Source organism: Curtobacterium sp. VKM Ac-2852 (assembly GCF_013205045.1).
Classification (GTDB): Bacteria; Actinomycetota; Actinomycetes; order Actinomycetales; family Microbacteriaceae; genus Curtobacterium; species Curtobacterium flaccumfaciens.
Map to the genome: position 1 here is coordinate 103,021 of NZ_JABMLI010000003.1, position 16,539 is coordinate 119,559.

Consider the following 16,539-nt stretch of genomic DNA (forward strand, 5'->3'; position numbering starts at 1 on the left):
GGATCCTGGAGGGCTCGTGCGGCGCCTCATCGCCCAGCTGGCACGCTTCGGCGTCGTCGGTGCCGTCGGCTTCGTCGTGGACACCACGGTGTTCAACGTGCTGCGGTCGACCCTGCTGAACCCGGAGGACGTGCACTCGGGACCGTTCTGGGCGAAGGTGGTCTCCACGACGGTCGCCATCTTCGTCAACTGGATGGGCAACCGGTACTGGACGTTCCGCGAGCAGCGACGGGCCGTGGCCACCCGCGAGGGGGTCGAGTTCGTCGTCGTGTCCCTCGGCGGCATGGTCATCTCGCTCGGCTGCCTCGCCGTCTCCCACTACGTCCTCGGCTTCACGTCGGCGCTGGCCGACAACGTCTCCGGCAACGTCATCGGGCTGCTGCTCGGCACCGTGTTCCGCTTCTGGCTCTACAAGGTGTGGGTCTACCACCCGGAGCGCGTCGGACGCACCGGACCGGACGAGCGCGCCGGAGCCGACACCGTCGAGGACGCGACCGTCGCCGCGACGTCCCGGTCCGAGGCGTCCGGCCAGTAGTCTCGGAGCGATGCAGCACGCACCGCACCCCCTCGTCACCCGGGCGGAGGCCCTGCGGACCGCGGTGCTGACCGCCGCGTTCGGCCTCTGGCTCGTCCTCTGGGCGCTCGTCGTCCCGGCCTTCCAGGCACCGGACGAGCCGGCCCACTTCGACGCCGCCCTGCACGTCGCGACCGGCTCCGGGTGGCCCGACCCGGGCACCCTGCACGTGTCGAACGCCGTCGGGGCCGCGCAGCAGGAGCAGGCCTCCGCGGATGCGTCGTCCTGGTCGACCGTCAGCGCGCTGCTGCAGGAACACCCCGGGGACTCCGGGACGGTGAACCAGATGACCCAGCACCCCCCGACGGCGTACCTGGCGGACGCCGCCGTGCTCCGGGTCCTGCACCACGGCTCGCTGCGCTGGGACCACGCGCTCGTCGCCCTCCGGCTCGTCGACGCCGCGCTCGTGACCCCGCTCGCGCTGCTGACGTGGGCAGCGGTCCGCCGCCTGACGCGCTCGCGGCGCGCGGCACTGTTCGGCGCCCTCGCCCTGTTCGCCCTGCCGCAGCTGGCGTCCGTCGGGGCGTCGGTGACGAACGACGCCCCGGTGCTCCTGCTCGGTGGCACGGTGGTGTGGCTCGCGACCCGGCTGCTCACGGGCGACCTCCGCCGCCGGACCCTGCTCGCCCTCGCCGTGGCGCTCGGACTCCTCGTCGCGACGAAGGGCACGGGGTTGCCGGCGATCCCCTTCGTGGCGCTCGTGGTGCTCGTCGCGGGCGTGGGCACGCTGACCGGTGGTGCACGATCCCTCCGGACGGCCGCCGCACTCGTCGTGGCGGGGGCGATCGGTGGGTGGTGGTGGGTGCGCAACCTCCTCGTGTTCCACACCCTGCAACCCGACGGCTACGCCGCGATCCGGCCGGACCGTCCGTTCCCGGCGGGTGAGCACCCGTCACCCGGGCACTTCCTCGACGTCAGCTGGGGAACGCTCGCGCGGACGTTCTGGGGGTCCCCCGGGCAGCGGGCGCAGGTGAGCATCGGTGACACCCTGACCGCCGTCCTGACCGCCGTCGCGCTCGTCGTGCTCGTCGGCTGGGCGTTCCGGCGCGGACCCACCCTGCTGCCGGCGGTGTGCCTCGCGGTGTTCCCCGGACTCCTGCTGCTCCTGCAGACGGCGAGCAGCGCCCGGGCGTACCTGGACACGACCGAGGTGGCCGGCACCCAGGGCCGCTACCTGTTCCCCGCACTCGTGTGCCTCGTCGCGCTCAGCGCCCTCGCGTGGCGGCGGCTCACGGGGCCGGGCGCCGGACGGACCGTGCTCACCCGGTCGCTCGCCGTCGCGCTGCCGGCGGTGGGGCTCTGGGGGCTCTCCGTCGTCAGCGCCTGGTTCTGGAACGCCGCCGACGGCCCCCTGTCGGCGACGAGCGTCGCGCGGTACGGGGCCACCGGTCCGGTGCCGTTCGCCGTGGTGCTCCTGGTCGCGGTCCTCGTCGCTGCCGGGATCACGGTCGGCGTGGGCGGGGTGTGGCGGCCGTGGCCCGTCTCGGTCAGCGCTCGGCGACCTGGATGACGTCCACCGAGCAGGACTGCTGCGGGGCGCCCTTGGCGTCCGAGCAGACCTGGTAGACCGGGAACGTGCCGACCACCGGTCCGATGGCGGAGTAGTCGCGGACCTGCGGGTCGCGCGGGTTCGTGTAGTTCAGGAAGTACTGCACGTCCGCTTCGCGGAGCAGGCCGACGAAGGCCGGGTCCTGGTAGTCGTACGCCTGCCCGTCCTCGCCGTACATCTGGGCACCGAGCCGGAACGCCACGAGCACCGTGTTGCGGGTGTTCGTGCCGAGGATCCTGCTGCCGGCGGGGATGACGTCGGACGCCAGGAGCGCGTCGACCAGCGGCTCGTCGGGGTGGATGACCTCGCCGAGGACCTGTCCGGCCGGGATGCCCGACGGGCGGACCTCGTACGTCGAGAACGGGGCGCGGACACCGTTCACGTTCTGACTGTACGAAGCGACCACGACCAGCACACAGCCGAGGACGGCGACGACCTTGCGGATGCGTCGACCGCGCCGCACCGTGCGCCAGAAAGTGGGCAGCAGGGCTCCGGCGACGAGCACCGAACCCGTGAAGAGCGGCAGGTAGTACCGCGCGTTGCCGCCCAACGACTCCACCGTCGCGATGCCCGCGTACCCGAGCAGGTACACGCCGGAGAACAGCCCGACGATGCTCGTGAAGACGAACCGCCGGTAGTGCACCACCCCGGCGACGGCCGCACCGACGAACACCACCCCGATGGCCAGGGCGAAGGGCGCGAACGAGCCGATGCGGGTGAAGTAGAAGGGCAGCGCTTCGAGGCGCTGCTCGACGTAGTACCGGACCTTGCCGACGAGCGTCGTCGTGCTGCTCTCGTCGGGCTCGGCCGCGACCGGTGTGCCGGCAGGCAGCCGGACCGGCAGCTCGCGCTCGGCGGTGTACACGCCGGCCTCGTACAGCGACGGGGTGCGGTCCTCGTTCGGCGACACCGCCAGCCCGTTCGGCGGCGAGGGGATCCGGACCTCCTGGTAGTCCTTGCCGGACGAGTCGGAGAACTTCTTCGAGACGTTGACCGTCAGTGACGATCCGAGCTCGATGCCACCGAACTTGGCCGACAGCGCCCCCACCCAGGGCGCGGAGAACAGCACCGCCGTCAGGAGCGCGACCACCGGCAGCAGCAGCGACCGCGGTTCTCGTGCGTCCCGCCGGTCCTGGAACCACCGGACGAGCGCCCACGACGGCACCACCACGAGGAACACGGGGACCAGGAACGCCTTCGTGCAGTACCCGATGGCGCACACCAGTCCGACGACCGCCGCGGCCACGACGATGCGCCGGACCGAGCCGTGCCAGGCGCGGTCCGCCGCGAGCAACGACCACACGAAGAGCAGGCCCCACAGCAGCACGAGGGTGTCCGGCGTCTGCAGGGCGACGTTCGCCAGCATCAGCGGGGCGGTCGCCACGATCGACCACGCGGCGGTCCAGCCGTTGCCGGTCGTCCGCAGCAGCAGCCACGCGCCGACGCCCATCACGGCGGTGCTCGCCGCCAGGTTCACGATCGCGAACGCCGTGCTCGGTCCGAACCCCATCACCATGAACGGCGCCATCAGCCAGGAGACCATCGGGGACCAGTAGCCGTTGACCGCCTCGGCCCAGTGCCCGCCGGCGTACTGCTCGGCGATCGACATGTACGAGATGCCGTCGATGTTGGTCACCTCGAGCCGCGTGCGGTAGGCCACGACGCCGACCAGGACCGCGGCGACGAGCAGCAGCGCAGCGTTGGCCAGGATCGAGGAACGCGACGGGTGCCGCCCCTCGTGGAACGCGCCGAACCGACGACGGTGACGCTGCCGCTCCCGCGTCCGTGGCCCGGCCGCGTGCGCGACAGCACGTGGCGGCACGGTCGTCCCCGTGTCTGTGTCCGCGATGCCCGTGCTGCCGCCCCCCGGGATGATGCTCAGCGCCCCATGCCGCGGTACGTGAAGCCCGCCGCGGTCCAGGCGTCGCGATCGAGGCAGTTGCGGCCGTCGATGACGACGGGTGACGCCACGAGCGCGGCGGCGGCGGTCGCGTCGAGCTCGCGGAACTCGGTCCACTCGGTGAGCACGAGCACCAGCTCCGCTCCCCCCAGTGCCTCGGCCGCGCTCTCGACGTAGTCGAGCTCGGGGTGCACGCGGCGCGCGGTGACGACGGCCTCGGGGTCGTACGCCGAGACGACGGCGCCGAGTTCGTGCAGGCGGGCCGCGATGTCGAGGGCCGGCGAGTCGCGGACGTCGTCGGAGTTCGGCTTGAAGGCCAGGCCGAGCACCGCGACGCGCTTGCCGCTGACGACCCCGCCGAGCAGCTCCTGGGCCAGCTCCACGACGTGGGCGCGACGGCGCAGGTTCGTGGCGTCGACGTCGGCCAGGAACGCCAGGGACTCCCCGACGCCCAGCTCGTTCGCCCGCGCCTGGAACGCACGGATGTCCTTCGGCAGGCAGCCGCCACCGAAGCCGAGGCCGGCGTTCAGGAACTTCCGACCGATGCGGGCGTCGTGGCCGATCGCGTCGGCGAGCGCCGTGACGTCGGCACCGGCGACCTCGGCGATCTCGGCCATCGAGTTGATGAACGAGATCTTCGTGGCGAGGAACGCGTTGGCGCTGATCTTCACGAGCTCGGCGGTGGGCAGGTTGACGACGAGTCGGGGCGTGCCGGTGGACAGTGCCTCGGCGTAGACCTCGTCGAGGGCGGCGACGGCCTGTTCGCCGGCCTCGCCGTCGGGCACGCCGTAGACGAAGCGGTCCGGCGCGATGGTGTCCTGCACGGCGAAGCCCTCACGCAGGAACTCGGGGTTCCAGACGAGGGTGGCACCGGGGACGGCTTCGCTGACCTCGGCGGCCAGGCGTGCGGCGGTGCCGACGGGCACGGTCGACTTGCCGACGACGAACTCGCCCGCGGACAGGTGCGGGGTGAGCGCGGCGACTGCGGCGTCCACGTAGGTCAGGTCTGCGGCACCGGTCGGACCCTGCGGGGTGCCGACGGCGAGGAAGTGCACGCGGGCGCCGGCGACCTCGGCCATGTCGGTGGTGAAGCGGATCCGACCGGACTCGAGGGCCTCGGTCAGGATCTCGGGCAGGCCCGGCTCGAAGAAGGGGGCCTCGCCCGCAGCGAGCCGCTCGATCTTGGTGGGGTCGACGTCCACGGCGACGACCTCGTGTCCGAGTTTGGCCATGGAGGCGGCGTGCACGGCACCGAGGTAGCCGCAGCCGATCACTGAGATACGCACGTCGAAGACGGTACCGGTTTCTCGCCGAACTCTCATCACGGCGACGCAGCGACGCCTGCGGCGACGCCCGCACCGGCCGGGGTCAGGCCCGCACGTCACCCCACGGCGGACGGTCCGGACCGCCGACGATCTCGTCCCAGTCCGGCTCACGGTGCCGGCGCCTGGCCTCGTACGCCTCCACCAGGTCGTGCAGGACGGCGACGACGAGGTCGGCGTGCGGCACGTCGGCGAGGACCACCGCCGGGTCGTCCCCGGGGAACACGAGCACGTCGCCGGAGCGGAACAGCCCCTGCAGCCCGCGGCGCCGCACGGTGACGTCGTAGCCGCGGGAGTGCAGGAGCTCCCGCCGCGTCCGCGTGCCGAGTCCGTTGACCACGACCAGGCGACGGGTGGTGACGACGTACCGCTCCGACATCCAGCGGAACAGCGGGACGGCGCCGCCGAACACGACGAGCACCACGACGACGAGCGCGACGACGGCGTTCAGCCACGCCAGCTGCGCCTGGAACACGCCGAAGCCGAACCCCCCGGCCGCGGTGACGAGCACGACGAACACCGCCGGGCGCACCAGCCGACGAGCGTGCGGTCGCAGGCGCGCGACGACACGTTCGGGCGGGGGCTCGGCGGTCATGCCGTCATGCATACCGCAGGTGGGTGACGTCTCCCACCGCGACGCCCCTGGTGCGCCCCGCCTGGTCCCGGATCGTGATGCGACCGGCGTCGTCGATGCCGGTCGCGTCGGCCTCCTCGACGGTGCCGTCCGGCAGCTCGAGGCGGATGCGGCGACCGATGGTGCCGCACGCGGCGCGGACGTGGGACCGGACCGTCTCGGCGGCGGGACCACCCGTGACCAGGCCGGCCACCGCCTCCAGGACGGACCGCAGGAAGGCGGACAGGACCGCGTCGGCCAGGGCGGGTGCGTCGTCGACCGCGCCGGCGAGCAGGAGCGAGGTGGACGTCGGGGTGGGCAGCCGATCAGCCGGGATCGTCAGGTTCACGCCGGCCCCGACCACGACGCTGCCGTCGGCGGCGACCTGGCAGAGGATCCCGCACACCTTGTCCCCGGCGACCTGCACGTCGTTCGGCCACTTCACCACGACGTCCGCGCCGGCGGGCAGGACCGACGCGATCGCGTCGCGCATGGCCGCGCCGGCCACCAACGGCAGCCAGCCGCGGTCGTGGTCGTCCAGGTCCGCCCGGACGAGCACGCTGGCGGCCAGCGTCTCACCGGCCGGAGCGGTCCAGGTGCGGTCGAGCCGACCCCGGCCCGCGGTCTGGTGCAGGGTCGCGAGGACGCTGCCGTGCTGCTGCTCCGGAGCGGCGGCGAGCAGGTCCGCGTTGGTGGACCCGGTCTCGGCGGGGGTGGTGATCGTCGCGCCCGCCGACCGGACCGCCTCGCTGGTGGCGGGGAACGACGGCGACGGGGATGTGGACATGCACGCAAATGTACGGGCAGGAACCGTGGGGGTCCTCCAACCGGCAGCGTCCCACCCGCCGGTAGGGTGAGCGGGTGACTTCAGGAGACACCCCCGATCTGTCGACGACGGCCGGCCGGCTGGCCGACCTCCGCGACCGGTACCACGAGGCCGTGACCGCCGCGGGCGAATCCGCCATCGCCAAGCAGCACGCGAAGGGCAAGGGCACCGCGCGCGAACGCATCGAGCAGCTGCTCGATCCGAACTCCTTCGTGGAGTTCGACGAGTTCGTGCGCCACCGCACCACGTCGTTCGGCATGGACGCCAAGCGCCCCTACGGTGACGCGGTCGTCACCGGCGTCGGCACGGTCCACGGCCGCAACGTCGCGGTCTACGCCCAGGACTTCACGGTCTTCGGCGGGTCCCTCGGCGAGGTCGCCGGCGAGAAGATCATCAAGGTCATGCAGCACGCGCTGAAGACGGGCGTGCCGATCATCGGCATCCTCGACTCCGGCGGCGCCCGCATCCAGGAAGGCGTCGTCGCGCTCGGCAAGTACGGCGAGATCTTCCGCCTGAACACCCAGGCCTCCGGCGTCATCCCGCAGCTCTCCATCGTGATGGGCCCGGCGGCCGGCGGTGCGGTGTACTCCCCCGCCCTCACCGACTTCGTCATCATGGTCGACAAGACCAGCCACATGTTCGTCACCGGTCCGGACGTCATCAAGACCGTCACGGGCGAGGACGTCGGCTTCGAGGAGCTCGGTGGCGCCCAGACCCACAACGCGGTCTCCGGCGTGGCCCACTACCTGGCCGAGGACGAGACCGACGCGCTCGACTACGCGCGCTCGCTCATCGGGTTCCTGCCGGACAACAACCTGTCCGACCCGCCGGCCTACGACGTCGCCCCGGAGCTCGAGACCACCGACGCCGACCACGAGCTCGACCTCGTGATCCCGGACTCGACGAACCAGCCGTACGACGTCACCACGATCATCGAGCACATCGTCGACGACGGTGAGTTCCTCGAGGTCCAGCCGCTCTTCGCGCCGAACATCCTGATCGGCTTCGGCCGGGTCGAGGGCCGCACGGTCGGAATCATCGCGAACCAGCCGCAGGCGATGGCCGGCACGCTGAACATCGACGCCGGCGAGAAGGCCGCCCGCTTCGTGCGGTTCTGCGACGCGTTCGGCATCCCGATCCTGACCCTGGTGGACGTGCCCGGCTACCTGCCCGGCACCGACCAGGAGTGGACCGGCGTCATCCGCCGCGGCGCGAAGCTGCTGTACGCCTACGCCGAGGCCACCGTCCCGCTCGTCACCGTCATCACCCGCAAGGCCTACGGCGGCGCGTACATCGTGATGGGCTCGAAGCAGCTCGGTGCCGACATCAACCTGGCGTGGCCGACCGCCGAGATCGCCGTCATGGGCGGCCAGGGCGCCGTCAACATCCTGTACCGCGCCGAGATCAAGCGCGCCGAGGAGTCCGGCGAGGACGTCGCCGCGGTCCGCACGAAGCTCGCGAACGAGTACACCTACAACGTCGCGTCGCCCTACCTGGCGGCCGAGCGCGGTGAGCTCGACGGCATCATCCAGCCGCACGCCACCCGGGTGTCGGTCATCAAGGCCCTCCGGTCACTCCGGGGCAAGCGCGCCACGCTGCCCCCGAAGAAGCACGGGAACATCCCCCTCTGATGGGCCGACACGCAGCAGCCGTGCCCTCGGACGAGCCCGCCTCGGTGGCGGACGTCCGGGTGGTCTCCGGCGAACCCACCCCCGAGGAGCTCGCCGCCGTGGTGGCCGTCCTGCAGCGCCAGGCCGACGAAGCCGCAGCAGCCGGACGCGCCGCCGTGGTCGTCGAGCCCCGCACGGGGTGGGACGCCGCGGCCCGCGGACTGCGCCGCCCGCTCGACCACGGACCGGGCGCCTGGGGCCGATCGCTCCGCTGATGTACCCCTGGTGCGCGCGCGACCGGAAGGGTTGCCGGGCGCACTTCCCGGTCGGTATCCCCTCACTCGGGGGACACGTTCAGCGGATACGGACCGGAACTGCCGGAATTGTCCCCCATAATGACGACTGACACGCAGCTCGTGCGTGGGCATAGTAGTTGGTGTTCGGTGTCCTTCAACGAAAGACATCGCAGGACGGTGGCCGACTAGGGTACGAAGCCACCGCCCGCTGCGAGGCAGGGCGACATTCGGGTTGTCGCTCAGCCTCGGGTCGTGAACGGGCCGGTCGGTATCCGACCGGCCCGTTCCCCGTTTCCGGGGCGTGCGGGGGCTGCGGGCGGGTGCTGCAGCGGCTGCGGGGGGCGACACCGATGCTGACGCGGAACGACACCGTCGACGTCGTACGACAACGACACGGTCGCTTCCGCGCGTTCGCAACAGTTGCGCGCGCGTCAGAGCGACACCGTCGACGTCGTACGACAACGACATGGTCGCCCCCCCGTGCGCGCGCCAGCCCGGCGCACCACGTGACGGCCGGGAGGCCCGTGCCGGGGCCGCCACGGGCCTCCCGGCTGTCCCCCATCGCGTCCACCGCCGCCTGCACGTCCGGCGCACCACGCGCGTCCGCAACGCCGTCCGCACCACGTTCGCGACGAACCACCTGTCGACCACGTGGTGCATCGTCGCGGAACGCGCGCGCGTGCCGCGCTCAGCGCGCGCTACGCCGGCTCGTGCCGCGGGATCTCCAGCCAGAGCGCGACGGAATCGTCCTCGTCACCGTCGTCGTCGTCCAGCCCCGCTCCGAGCGCCGCGGACTCGCTGGCCGCGCCGTCGAGGCGGAGTCCGACGACGGTCACCGCGGAGTCGGACCCCTCGCCGACCGTCCGCACGATGACGTTGTCGGCGTCGCGGGCCTGCCGGAGCGCCTCGGCGACGCGGGCGTGGATGCGGCGGATGTCCGGGGCGTCCAGGTCGTCGAGCCCGCCGTCGTCGTGCAACTGCACGGTCGCGCCGCGGCGACGCAGGCGCATCACTTCGTCGCGGACGTCGTCGGACAACAGGGACCGGCCCCGGATCTCGTCGCGGATGGCCTGCTCGAGGTGCAGGCACTCGGCACGGTCGGCGTCGTCGAGGTCGCCGCAGGAGTCGATGATGCGCTGCAGCATCGGCAGGGCCATACGAGTGGTCTGGCTCAGCCGGAACTGCCGCTCGAACACGTGGGCGTCCTGCGCGGCCTGCCAGTCCGCGGTCTCCTGCTCGGCGAGGACGAGCTCACGGGTGTTCCGGATGGCGCGGCTCATCGCGGCGGCGAAGACCGTGGCGATCGCGACCCAGGCGACGCTGCCGACCACGCCGAGCCCACCGAGCGAGCCGAGACCGGCCCAGGCGACGGTGTACACGGTCAGGAACAGCACGCCGGCCCATGCGAAGGGTCCGCGGCCGCGCACGACGAGCACCACCATGAGTGTGCCGATGGCCGCGATCCACCAGGTGGCGGACCCCGGACCGCGACCCTCGACGAGGACGGGGGCGGCGATCACCGGCATCACGATCGCGGTGGCGAGCGAGAAGCAGGCCGTCCAGACCGGCAGGACCCTGCCGGGAACGAAGAGTGCCAGGCCGGTGGCCGCGGCGTACAGGACCATGCAGGCGATGATCGGGGCGACCTGGTCGACGCGCGGCAGCGTGGCCGCGGCGAGGACCAGGTGGTAGACGGAGAACAGCGACGCCAGGCCGAGGGCGATGCTCGCCGGCAGGGAGACCTTCATGCGGTCGTCCTCGCGGCCGGCGACCACGTCAGCACGATGCGGGTGCCCGCGCCCGGTGCGGTGTGCACCTCGGCGCGACCGTCGACGGTCGCGACCCGCTCCACGATGGAGCGACGGACACCGAGCCGTTCGGCGGGGATGGCCGCGACGTCGAACCCGCGGCCGTCGTCACCGACCTCGACGAGCACCCCCTGGCCCTGCTGCTCGATGCGGACCCAGCGGGAGACGTCAGCGTCGCCGGCGTGCTGCACGCTGTTCACCGCGGCCTGCAGCGCCGCCGAGGCCAGCGCGTCGGCGACCGACGCGGGCAGGCGGACCGACCCGGTCGGCGTCGGGACGAGGCGGACCGGGGCGGGCAACGCACCCACCCCCTCGCGGATGCGCGCCCGGAGTTCCCCGAGGGCGACCGGCGCGACGTCGCCGGGACCATCGGTAGCCGCGGCCTCGAGGTGGTCGATCGCGTTCCGGGCCATCCGCGCGGCGAGGGTCTTGGCCTCGAGCGTGTCGGCACGGGCGGCGGAGAGTAGCGTCGTGAGCACGCTGTCGTGCACGATGGCGTCCACCTGGACCCGCTCGACCTCGGTGGCGTGTTCCCGGATGGCGAGCGAGTACCGCCGCACTGCCGTGGACTGCGCCGTGTCGACCGACGTGGCCGCACGCCGCAGCACCACGGCGATGACGAGCACCGCACCGCTGAGCAGCGCCGTGTAGACGCCGTCGAGCAGGACGGCGAGGACCCCGACGTCACCGCCGAGCGGGCTGAGCCGGATGACGACGTACACCGCCGGCACGAGCGCGGTGTAGACCGTTGCACGCCACGTGGCGAAGCCCATCGCCGCCGCCGTGCAGCCGACCGTGCAGAACCACCACGGCCACGGCTGCTGCGCCGACGGGATGGGCTCCTGCACGGTCGCCGTCCACGTCACGAGCACGACGAGGAACAGCAGCGCGCAGACGATCTGCGCCAGCTGCGCGACCCGCTGCACGAAGGCCGAGACCCCGATGAACACGAACGACGCCGCGAGGGCGAGCATCAGCGTCGGCCCCCAGAACGGGTCGAGGTACGGCAGCTGCTGCAGGACCGCGGGCGCGTCGACGATGCCGAGGCCGATCGCCGCCATCGCGAGGAGGATCGCGAACGCGCGCTCGACCGACGCCTGCGTGATCGAGGCGCGGACGCTGCGCGCCGGATCGGCGCCGAACGGCGCCGGTTCGACGACCGTCCGCGCCGACTCAGCCGCGGTCGCCATCCGTGTCAGCGACCGTCGCCGTCGGGGTCGATGCCCGAGTCGAGTCCGGGGAGGATCCCGTCCTCGACGGCTCGACGCAGCAGGTCGACCTTCGTCGGAGCCGGGCGACCGACCTCGACGTACTTCACACGGATCCGGTCGAGGTACTCACGAGCCGTCGAGTAGCCGATGCCGAGCTGCTGGGCGGCGAGCTTGAGCGGGAGACCCGAGGCGTAGAGGTGCAGGATCTCGCGCTCGCGGCGGCCGAGCTGCGCCTTCGCGAAGTCGCGGTCGGCGTCGATGGCGCTCGCCCACTCGAGGTTGTTGAGCACGTCACCGCGTGCGACGGTGGCGACCGCGGCCATCACGGTCTTGGTGGCCGAGGACTTCGGGATGACGCCTGCAGCCCCTGCTGCGAGCGCCTCACGCACGTTGGCGACACGGTCCGCGATGGAGTGCACGAGCACCGCCGATCCCGTCCCCTGCACGCCCTTGACGTTCTCGGTCACGGTCGAGCCGTCACCGAGGGACAGGTCGAGGACGACGACGTCGACCTCTCGCCCGTCGAGGTTCTGGACGTACTCGGGGACGCTGGCGGCGGTGAGCACCACCTCGAACCCCTCGTTCTGGCACGCCGCCTGGATCCCGAGTCGGACGGACTCGTGGTCGTCGACGATCGCGACCCGGACCGGCCTGGTGGCCGCCCCTGACGTCTCGGTGCTGGTGGTTGTCGTTCCTGCTGCCACAGTGGCCTCTCGTTCCGATGCGCGACGCCGGCCCCTGAAACCGGAGTGCCATCAACGACCCAGGATACCCAGCCCGGACTCAGGTGCGGGGCTTCTGGGCTGCGCCACGCTGGCCGGTCCGCCGATTGGTGGACACCCCGACACGCAAGGACCCGGCCTCGCGCGACCACCGGACCTCAGCGTGCGGGGACCAGGCGTGCGACGGCTTCCAGGTGGTGGGTGTGCGGGAACAGGTCGAAGGCCCGCAGTGCTTCGAGCCGGTAGCCGAGGTCGGCGAACGTCGCGACGTCGCGGGCCAGCGCCACCGGGTCGCACGCCACGTAGACGACCTGCTCCGGCTGGAGCGCCGCGATCTGCACGACCACGTCACGACCGGCACCGGCGCGGGGCGGGTCGAGCACGATCGTGCCGGCGCGGAAGCGGTCCTTCTCGGCGCGCGAGGCGTTCGCCACCGTGTTCGTCAGCCAGCGGTCCACGCGGCCGGTCTCGGCGCGGGCCCCGAGCCACTCGGACAGGTTCTCCTGCGCGTGCTCGGTGGCACGGGCGGCGCTCTCGACGCTCGTGATGCGCGCCTTCGGGCCGACCAGGTCGCCGAGGGCGGCGGCGAGCAGGCCGACGCCGCCGTACAGGTCCAGGTGGGTGCCCTCGGGGTCCAGGCGGTCGCGGTCGACCAGGTCCTGCACGGCCTCGGTGAGCACGGTCGCCGCGGCGCGGTGCACCTGCCAGAACCCGTTGTCGTCGACCTGGAACGTGCGCTCCCCGACGACCTCGGTCACCACGGTGGGCTTCTGGTCGTCGATGACGAGTCGCGCACCCTCGGAGCCACTCGGCGCGAGGACGTCGATGACCGAGGAGCCCGGCAGCGCACCGCGGCCGAGCGGGGCGCTCTGCTGCACGACGGCGGTCGCGAGCGGCAGGCCGGTCACCGGGATGACGGAGTGGGAGCGGGCCGCGAACGGGCCGGCGGTGCCCTGCTCGTCGACGTGCAGCCGGACGCGGGTGCGCCAGCCGAGGCCGTTCGCCGCGTCGTCGCCGGGCGCGGCCTCGACGACGACGTCGTGGCCGAGCACCTCGGCGAGGTCCATCCGTGCGAACCGCGCGAACGAGTCGACGAGGACGTCGTGCTTGAGCGTGCGCTGGTGTGCGAGGGCGATGTGGCCGAACTCGGCACCGCCCGGGCGCGTCTCGGGGTCACGCTCGAGCGCGGCCTCGGGCCAGACGTGGTCGACGCGGTGCTCGCTCGGCGTGATGACGCTGACCGTGTCGGCGCGCCAGAACGACTTCTTGCGGTCCTCGGTCACCCGGGCGACGACGCGCTCCCCGGGGATCGCGTCCGAGACGAAGACCACCCGTCCTTCGTGTCGTGCCACCGAGATGCCGCCGTGGGCGATCCCGGTGACGTCGAGTTCGAGCAGCGTGCCGACGGATTCACCCATGGTGAGATGGTCCCATGCGTCTGTACCTCGCGAGTACATCCCCCGCCCGCCGAGCACTCCTCGCCCAGTCCGGGATCGAACCCGTGCTCGTGTCCCCCGGCGTCGACGAGGACGCCGTCGGCGCCGCCGCCGCGGCATCGCTCGGCCGCGCTCTGACCGGACCGGAGCTCGTCTCGCTGCTCGCCGTCGCCAAGGCGTCCGCAGTCGCCGACTCCGCGGTCGCCGGGTCCCCGGTCGACGGGGTCGTGTTCGGCGGGGACTCCGCGTTCGAGGTCGACGGACAGCTGTACGGCAAGCCGCACGACCCCGCGGTCGCCCGGGAGCGCTGGCGGCAGATGCTCGCCGCCGGCGGCGGGACGCTGTGGAGCGGACACTGCGTGATCGATCGACGACGCGATGACCGGCACCGGGACCCGGAACCGGCCACGGGACGGCCTGGAGGCGCGGCACCGGCCCGCACCGTGCCTCCCGTCCGGCCCCTGGTCACGTCCACCGCCGGCGTCCCGCAGCTGGGTCCCGTCGCGCCCGGCGGGTCGGCGCTGGCCGCCGGTGGCGACCGCGTGGTCGCGGTCGACAGCGCGGTGCTGACCTTCGCCGACGACGTGTCCGTCGACGAGATCGACGCGTACGTCGCGACGGGCGAGCCGCTCGAGGTCGCGGGTGCCTTCACCATCGACGGCCGGGCCGCCGCGTACATCACGCGGATCGACGGCGCACCGTCCGCCGTGATCGGGATGTCACTGCCGGTGCTGCGATCGATGCTCCTCCGGGGCTTCGGCATCGCCTGGCACGACCTGTGGGCACTGTAGACATCCGCACCTGTTCCGGGTGGTTCTTTGTGGGTGCCAGTCAAAACGCACTCCCGCCGCACGAATACGCTGATGTGTCATGCCCCGTATCAGCAAGGTCCTCATCGCGAACCGCGGCGAGATCGCCGTCCGCATCATCCGCGCGGCCCGCGACGCGGGCAAGGCATCGGTCGCGGTCTACGCCGACCAGGACCGCGATGCCCTGCACGCCCGCCTCGCCGACGAGGCCTACGCGCTGAACGGCACCACGAGCGCCGACACGTACCTCGTCATCGACAAGATCATCTCGGTCGCCCGCCGCTCCGGCGCGGACGCCGTGCACCCGGGCTACGGGTTCCTCGCCGAGAACGCCGACTTCGCCCGCGCCGTCATCGATGCCGGGCTCGTCTGGATCGGCCCGTCGCCGGAATCGATCGAGCGCCTCGGTGACAAGGTCTCCGCGCGCCACGTCGCCGAGAAGGTCGGCGCGCCGCTCGCCCCCGGCACCATCGAGCCCGTGCAGGACGTCTCCGAGGTCTTCGACTTCGTCGACCAGGTCGGTCTGCCCGTCGCGATCAAGGCGGCGTTCGGCGGTGGCGGTCGTGGTCTGAAGGTCGTCCGCGACCGTGCCTCCGTCGAGGAGCTCTTCGAGTCCGCCACGCGAGAGGCGATCGCCGCGTTCGGTCGGGGCGAGTGCTTCGTCGAGAAGTACCTGGACAAGCCGCGCCACGTCGAGACCCAGTGCCTGGCGGACGAGCACGGCAACGTCGTCGTGGTCTCCACCCGCGACTGCTCCCTGCAGCGTCGTCACCAGAAGCTCGTCGAGGAAGCCCCGGCGCCCTACCTGACGCCCGAGCAGCAGACCGCGCTGTACGAGTCGTCGAAGGCGATCCTGCGCGAGGTCGGCTACGTCGGTGCCGGCACCTGCGAGTTCCTCATCGGCGCCGACGGCACCGTGTCGTTCCTCGAGGTGAACACCCGCCTGCAGGTCGAGCACTGCGTCTCCGAAGAGGTCACCGGCATCGACCTGGTGCGCGAGCAGTTCCGCATCGCCGAGGGCGGCGTGCTCGACTACTCGGACCCCACGCCGCGGGGACACTCGTTCGAGTTCCGCATCAACGGCGAGGACCCGGGTCGCAACTTCTTCCCCGCGCCCGGCCCCGTGCACGCCTTCAACGCACCGTCCGGCCCCGGCGTGCGTGTCGACTCGGGCGTCGTCTCCGGTGACGTCGTGTCCGGCTCGTTCGACTCGATGCTCGCGAAGCTGATCGTCACCGGCGCCACCCGTGCCGAGGCGCTGGAGCGTTCGCGTCGTGCACTCGCCGAGTTCGAGGTCACGGGCCTGCCGACCGTGCTCCCCTTCCACCGTGCCGTGGTGTCGGACCCGGCGTTCGCGACGGCCGACGACGAGCCCTTCAGCATCTACACGCAGTGGATCGAGACCGACTTCGTCAACGACATCCCGGCGTGGAGCGGCTCCCCCGAGGAACTTCCGGCCCCGGCTGCGCGCGAGAGCGTCGTCGTCGAGGTGCAGGGCAAGCGCATCGAGGTCACCATGCCGTCGATCGTCGGTGGCGGTGCTGCCGGTGCCGGTCTCGCCGGTCGTCGTCCCGCCGGCCCCACCGCTCCCCCGAAGCGCCGCTCGTCGGCCGTCCGCGGGGGCCTGGCGAAGTCCGGGTCGTCCGTCGCGTCGCCGATGCAGGCCACCGTGGTGAAGCTCGCGGTCGCCGAGGGTGACACCGTGGTGAAGGGCGACCTGCTCGTCGTGCTCGAGGCCATGAAGATGGAGCAGCCCGTGCAGGCCCACAAGGACGGCGTCGTCACCGGCCTGAACGCCCCGGTCGGCCAGACGGTCTCGTCCGGTCACGTGCTGCTCGAGCTCGCGTAGCCCGGGCGCTTCTT

14 protein-coding genes are annotated in these 16,539 nt (G+C 72.3%); 6 read left to right on the forward strand and 8 right to left on the reverse strand.

Going from position 1 to position 16,539, the window contains the following annotated elements; translation table 11 throughout:
• Positions 1–16 precede the first annotated feature (16 nt).
• Both HQQ79_RS11605 and HQQ79_RS11610 read left to right on the forward strand, forming a co-directional pair.
• On the forward strand, positions 17–535 hold the full coding sequence (locus HQQ79_RS11605) for a GtrA family protein (protein WP_111056096.1): 519 nt from the start codon (positions 17–19) through the stop codon (positions 533–535).
• A gap of 10 nt (positions 536–545) precedes the next feature.
• On the forward strand, positions 546–2,084 hold the full coding sequence (locus tag HQQ79_RS11610) for a DUF2142 domain-containing protein (protein WP_173034483.1): 1,539 nt from the start codon (positions 546–548) through the stop codon (positions 2,082–2,084).
• Here the strand turns inward: HQQ79_RS11610 and HQQ79_RS11615 are convergent.
• The 4 genes from HQQ79_RS11615 to HQQ79_RS11630 form a co-directional block, all read right to left on the reverse strand.
• Positions 2,062–3,945: a hypothetical protein gene (locus HQQ79_RS11615; protein WP_173034485.1), complete on the reverse strand. Its 1,884-nt coding sequence runs from the start codon at positions 3,943–3,945 to the stop codon at positions 2,062–2,064. The genes HQQ79_RS11610 and HQQ79_RS11615 overlap by 23 nt on opposite strands.
• 56 nt (positions 3,946–4,001) lie before the next feature.
• Entirely contained in the window at positions 4,002–5,309 is a 1,308-nt protein-coding gene (locus tag HQQ79_RS11620) for a UDP-glucose/GDP-mannose dehydrogenase family protein (protein ID WP_173034487.1), read from the reverse strand.
• An 82-nt stretch (positions 5,310–5,391) separates the two neighbouring features.
• Positions 5,392–5,940, reverse strand: coding sequence for a PH domain-containing protein (locus HQQ79_RS11625; protein WP_071244247.1), 549 nt, complete (start codon positions 5,938–5,940; stop codon positions 5,392–5,394).
• Between the two features lie 4 nt (positions 5,941–5,944).
• Positions 5,945–6,745 (reverse strand): biotin--[acetyl-CoA-carboxylase] ligase, encoded by an 801-nt coding sequence (locus HQQ79_RS11630; RefSeq protein ID WP_173034489.1) that lies wholly within the window; start codon positions 6,743–6,745, stop codon positions 5,945–5,947.
• Between the two features lie 74 nt (positions 6,746–6,819).
• Here HQQ79_RS11630 and HQQ79_RS11635 point away from each other — a divergent pair, with 74 nt between their 5' ends.
• Together HQQ79_RS11635 and HQQ79_RS11640 are read left to right on the forward strand one after the other, a co-directional pair.
• Positions 6,820–8,415, forward strand: coding sequence for an acyl-CoA carboxylase subunit beta (locus HQQ79_RS11635; protein ID WP_173034491.1), 1,596 nt, complete (start codon positions 6,820–6,822; stop codon positions 8,413–8,415).
• A complete protein-coding gene (locus HQQ79_RS11640) occupies positions 8,415–8,669 on the forward strand; it encodes an acyl-CoA carboxylase subunit epsilon (protein ID WP_173034493.1) in 255 nt (84 codons plus the stop codon). Before HQQ79_RS11635 ends, HQQ79_RS11640 begins: the two co-directional genes overlap by 1 nt.
• Before the next feature lie 719 nt (positions 8,670–9,388).
• Here the strand turns inward: HQQ79_RS11640 and HQQ79_RS11645 are convergent.
• The 4 genes from HQQ79_RS11645 to HQQ79_RS11660 all read right to left on the reverse strand — a co-directional run bounded on the left by HQQ79_RS11645 (position 9,389) and on the right by HQQ79_RS11660 (position 13,849).
• Positions 9,389–10,438, reverse strand: a complete 1,050-nt coding sequence (locus HQQ79_RS11645) for a hypothetical protein (protein ID WP_027466467.1) — start codon at positions 10,436–10,438, stop codon at positions 9,389–9,391.
• On the reverse strand, positions 10,435–11,688 hold the full coding sequence (locus HQQ79_RS11650; RefSeq protein WP_173034494.1) for a sensor histidine kinase: 1,254 nt from the start codon (positions 11,686–11,688) through the stop codon (positions 10,435–10,437). Before HQQ79_RS11650 ends, HQQ79_RS11645 begins: the two co-directional genes overlap by 4 nt.
• Positions 11,689–11,693: 5 nt before the next feature.
• Entirely contained in the window at positions 11,694–12,413 is a 720-nt protein-coding gene (locus HQQ79_RS11655) for a response regulator transcription factor (RefSeq protein WP_017888757.1), read from the reverse strand.
• Between the two features lie 176 nt (positions 12,414–12,589).
• Positions 12,590–13,849: a class I SAM-dependent RNA methyltransferase gene (locus tag HQQ79_RS11660; RefSeq protein WP_027466465.1), complete on the reverse strand. Its 1,260-nt coding sequence runs from the start codon at positions 13,847–13,849 to the stop codon at positions 12,590–12,592.
• A gap of 14 nt (positions 13,850–13,863) precedes the next feature.
• On the opposite strand from HQQ79_RS11660, the gene HQQ79_RS11665 reads away from it, so the two are divergent.
• Together HQQ79_RS11665 and HQQ79_RS11670 are read left to right on the forward strand one after the other, a co-directional pair.
• On the forward strand, positions 13,864–14,658 hold the full coding sequence (locus HQQ79_RS11665; protein WP_173034496.1) for a nucleoside triphosphate pyrophosphatase: 795 nt from the start codon (positions 13,864–13,866) through the stop codon (positions 14,656–14,658).
• A gap of 79 nt (positions 14,659–14,737) precedes the next feature.
• Positions 14,738–16,525, forward strand: a complete 1,788-nt coding sequence (locus HQQ79_RS11670; RefSeq protein ID WP_173034498.1) for a biotin carboxylase N-terminal domain-containing protein — start codon at positions 14,738–14,740, stop codon at positions 16,523–16,525.
• The last annotated feature ends 14 nt before the right edge of the window (positions 16,526–16,539 follow it).

What these genes read in the sequence shown, in the direction of transcription:
- HQQ79_RS11660 (WP_027466465.1), bottom strand. Translation starts at nt 13,849, where the DNA reads ATGGGTGAATCCGTCGGCACGCTGCTCGAACTCGACGTCACCGGGATC.
- HQQ79_RS11665 (WP_173034496.1), top strand. Translation starts at nt 13,864, where the DNA reads ATGCGTCTGTACCTCGCGAGTACATCCCCCGCCCGCCGAGCACTCCTC.
- HQQ79_RS11610 (WP_173034483.1), top strand. Translation starts at nt 546, where the DNA reads ATGCAGCACGCACCGCACCCCCTCGTCACCCGGGCGGAGGCCCTGCGG.
- HQQ79_RS11670 (WP_173034498.1), top strand. Translation starts at nt 14,738, where the DNA reads ATGCCCCGTATCAGCAAGGTCCTCATCGCGAACCGCGGCGAGATCGCC.
- HQQ79_RS11640 (WP_173034493.1), top strand. Translation starts at nt 8,415, where the DNA reads ATGGGCCGACACGCAGCAGCCGTGCCCTCGGACGAGCCCGCCTCGGTG.
- HQQ79_RS11625 (WP_071244247.1), bottom strand. Translation starts at nt 5,940, where the DNA reads ATGACCGCCGAGCCCCCGCCCGAACGTGTCGTCGCGCGCCTGCGACCG.
- HQQ79_RS11645 (WP_027466467.1), bottom strand. Translation starts at nt 10,438, where the DNA reads ATGAAGGTCTCCCTGCCGGCGAGCATCGCCCTCGGCCTGGCGTCGCTG.
- HQQ79_RS11630 (WP_173034489.1), bottom strand. Translation starts at nt 6,745, where the DNA reads ATGTCCACATCCCCGTCGCCGTCGTTCCCCGCCACCAGCGAGGCGGTC.
- HQQ79_RS11650 (WP_173034494.1), bottom strand. Translation starts at nt 11,688, where the DNA reads ATGGCGACCGCGGCTGAGTCGGCGCGGACGGTCGTCGAACCGGCGCCG.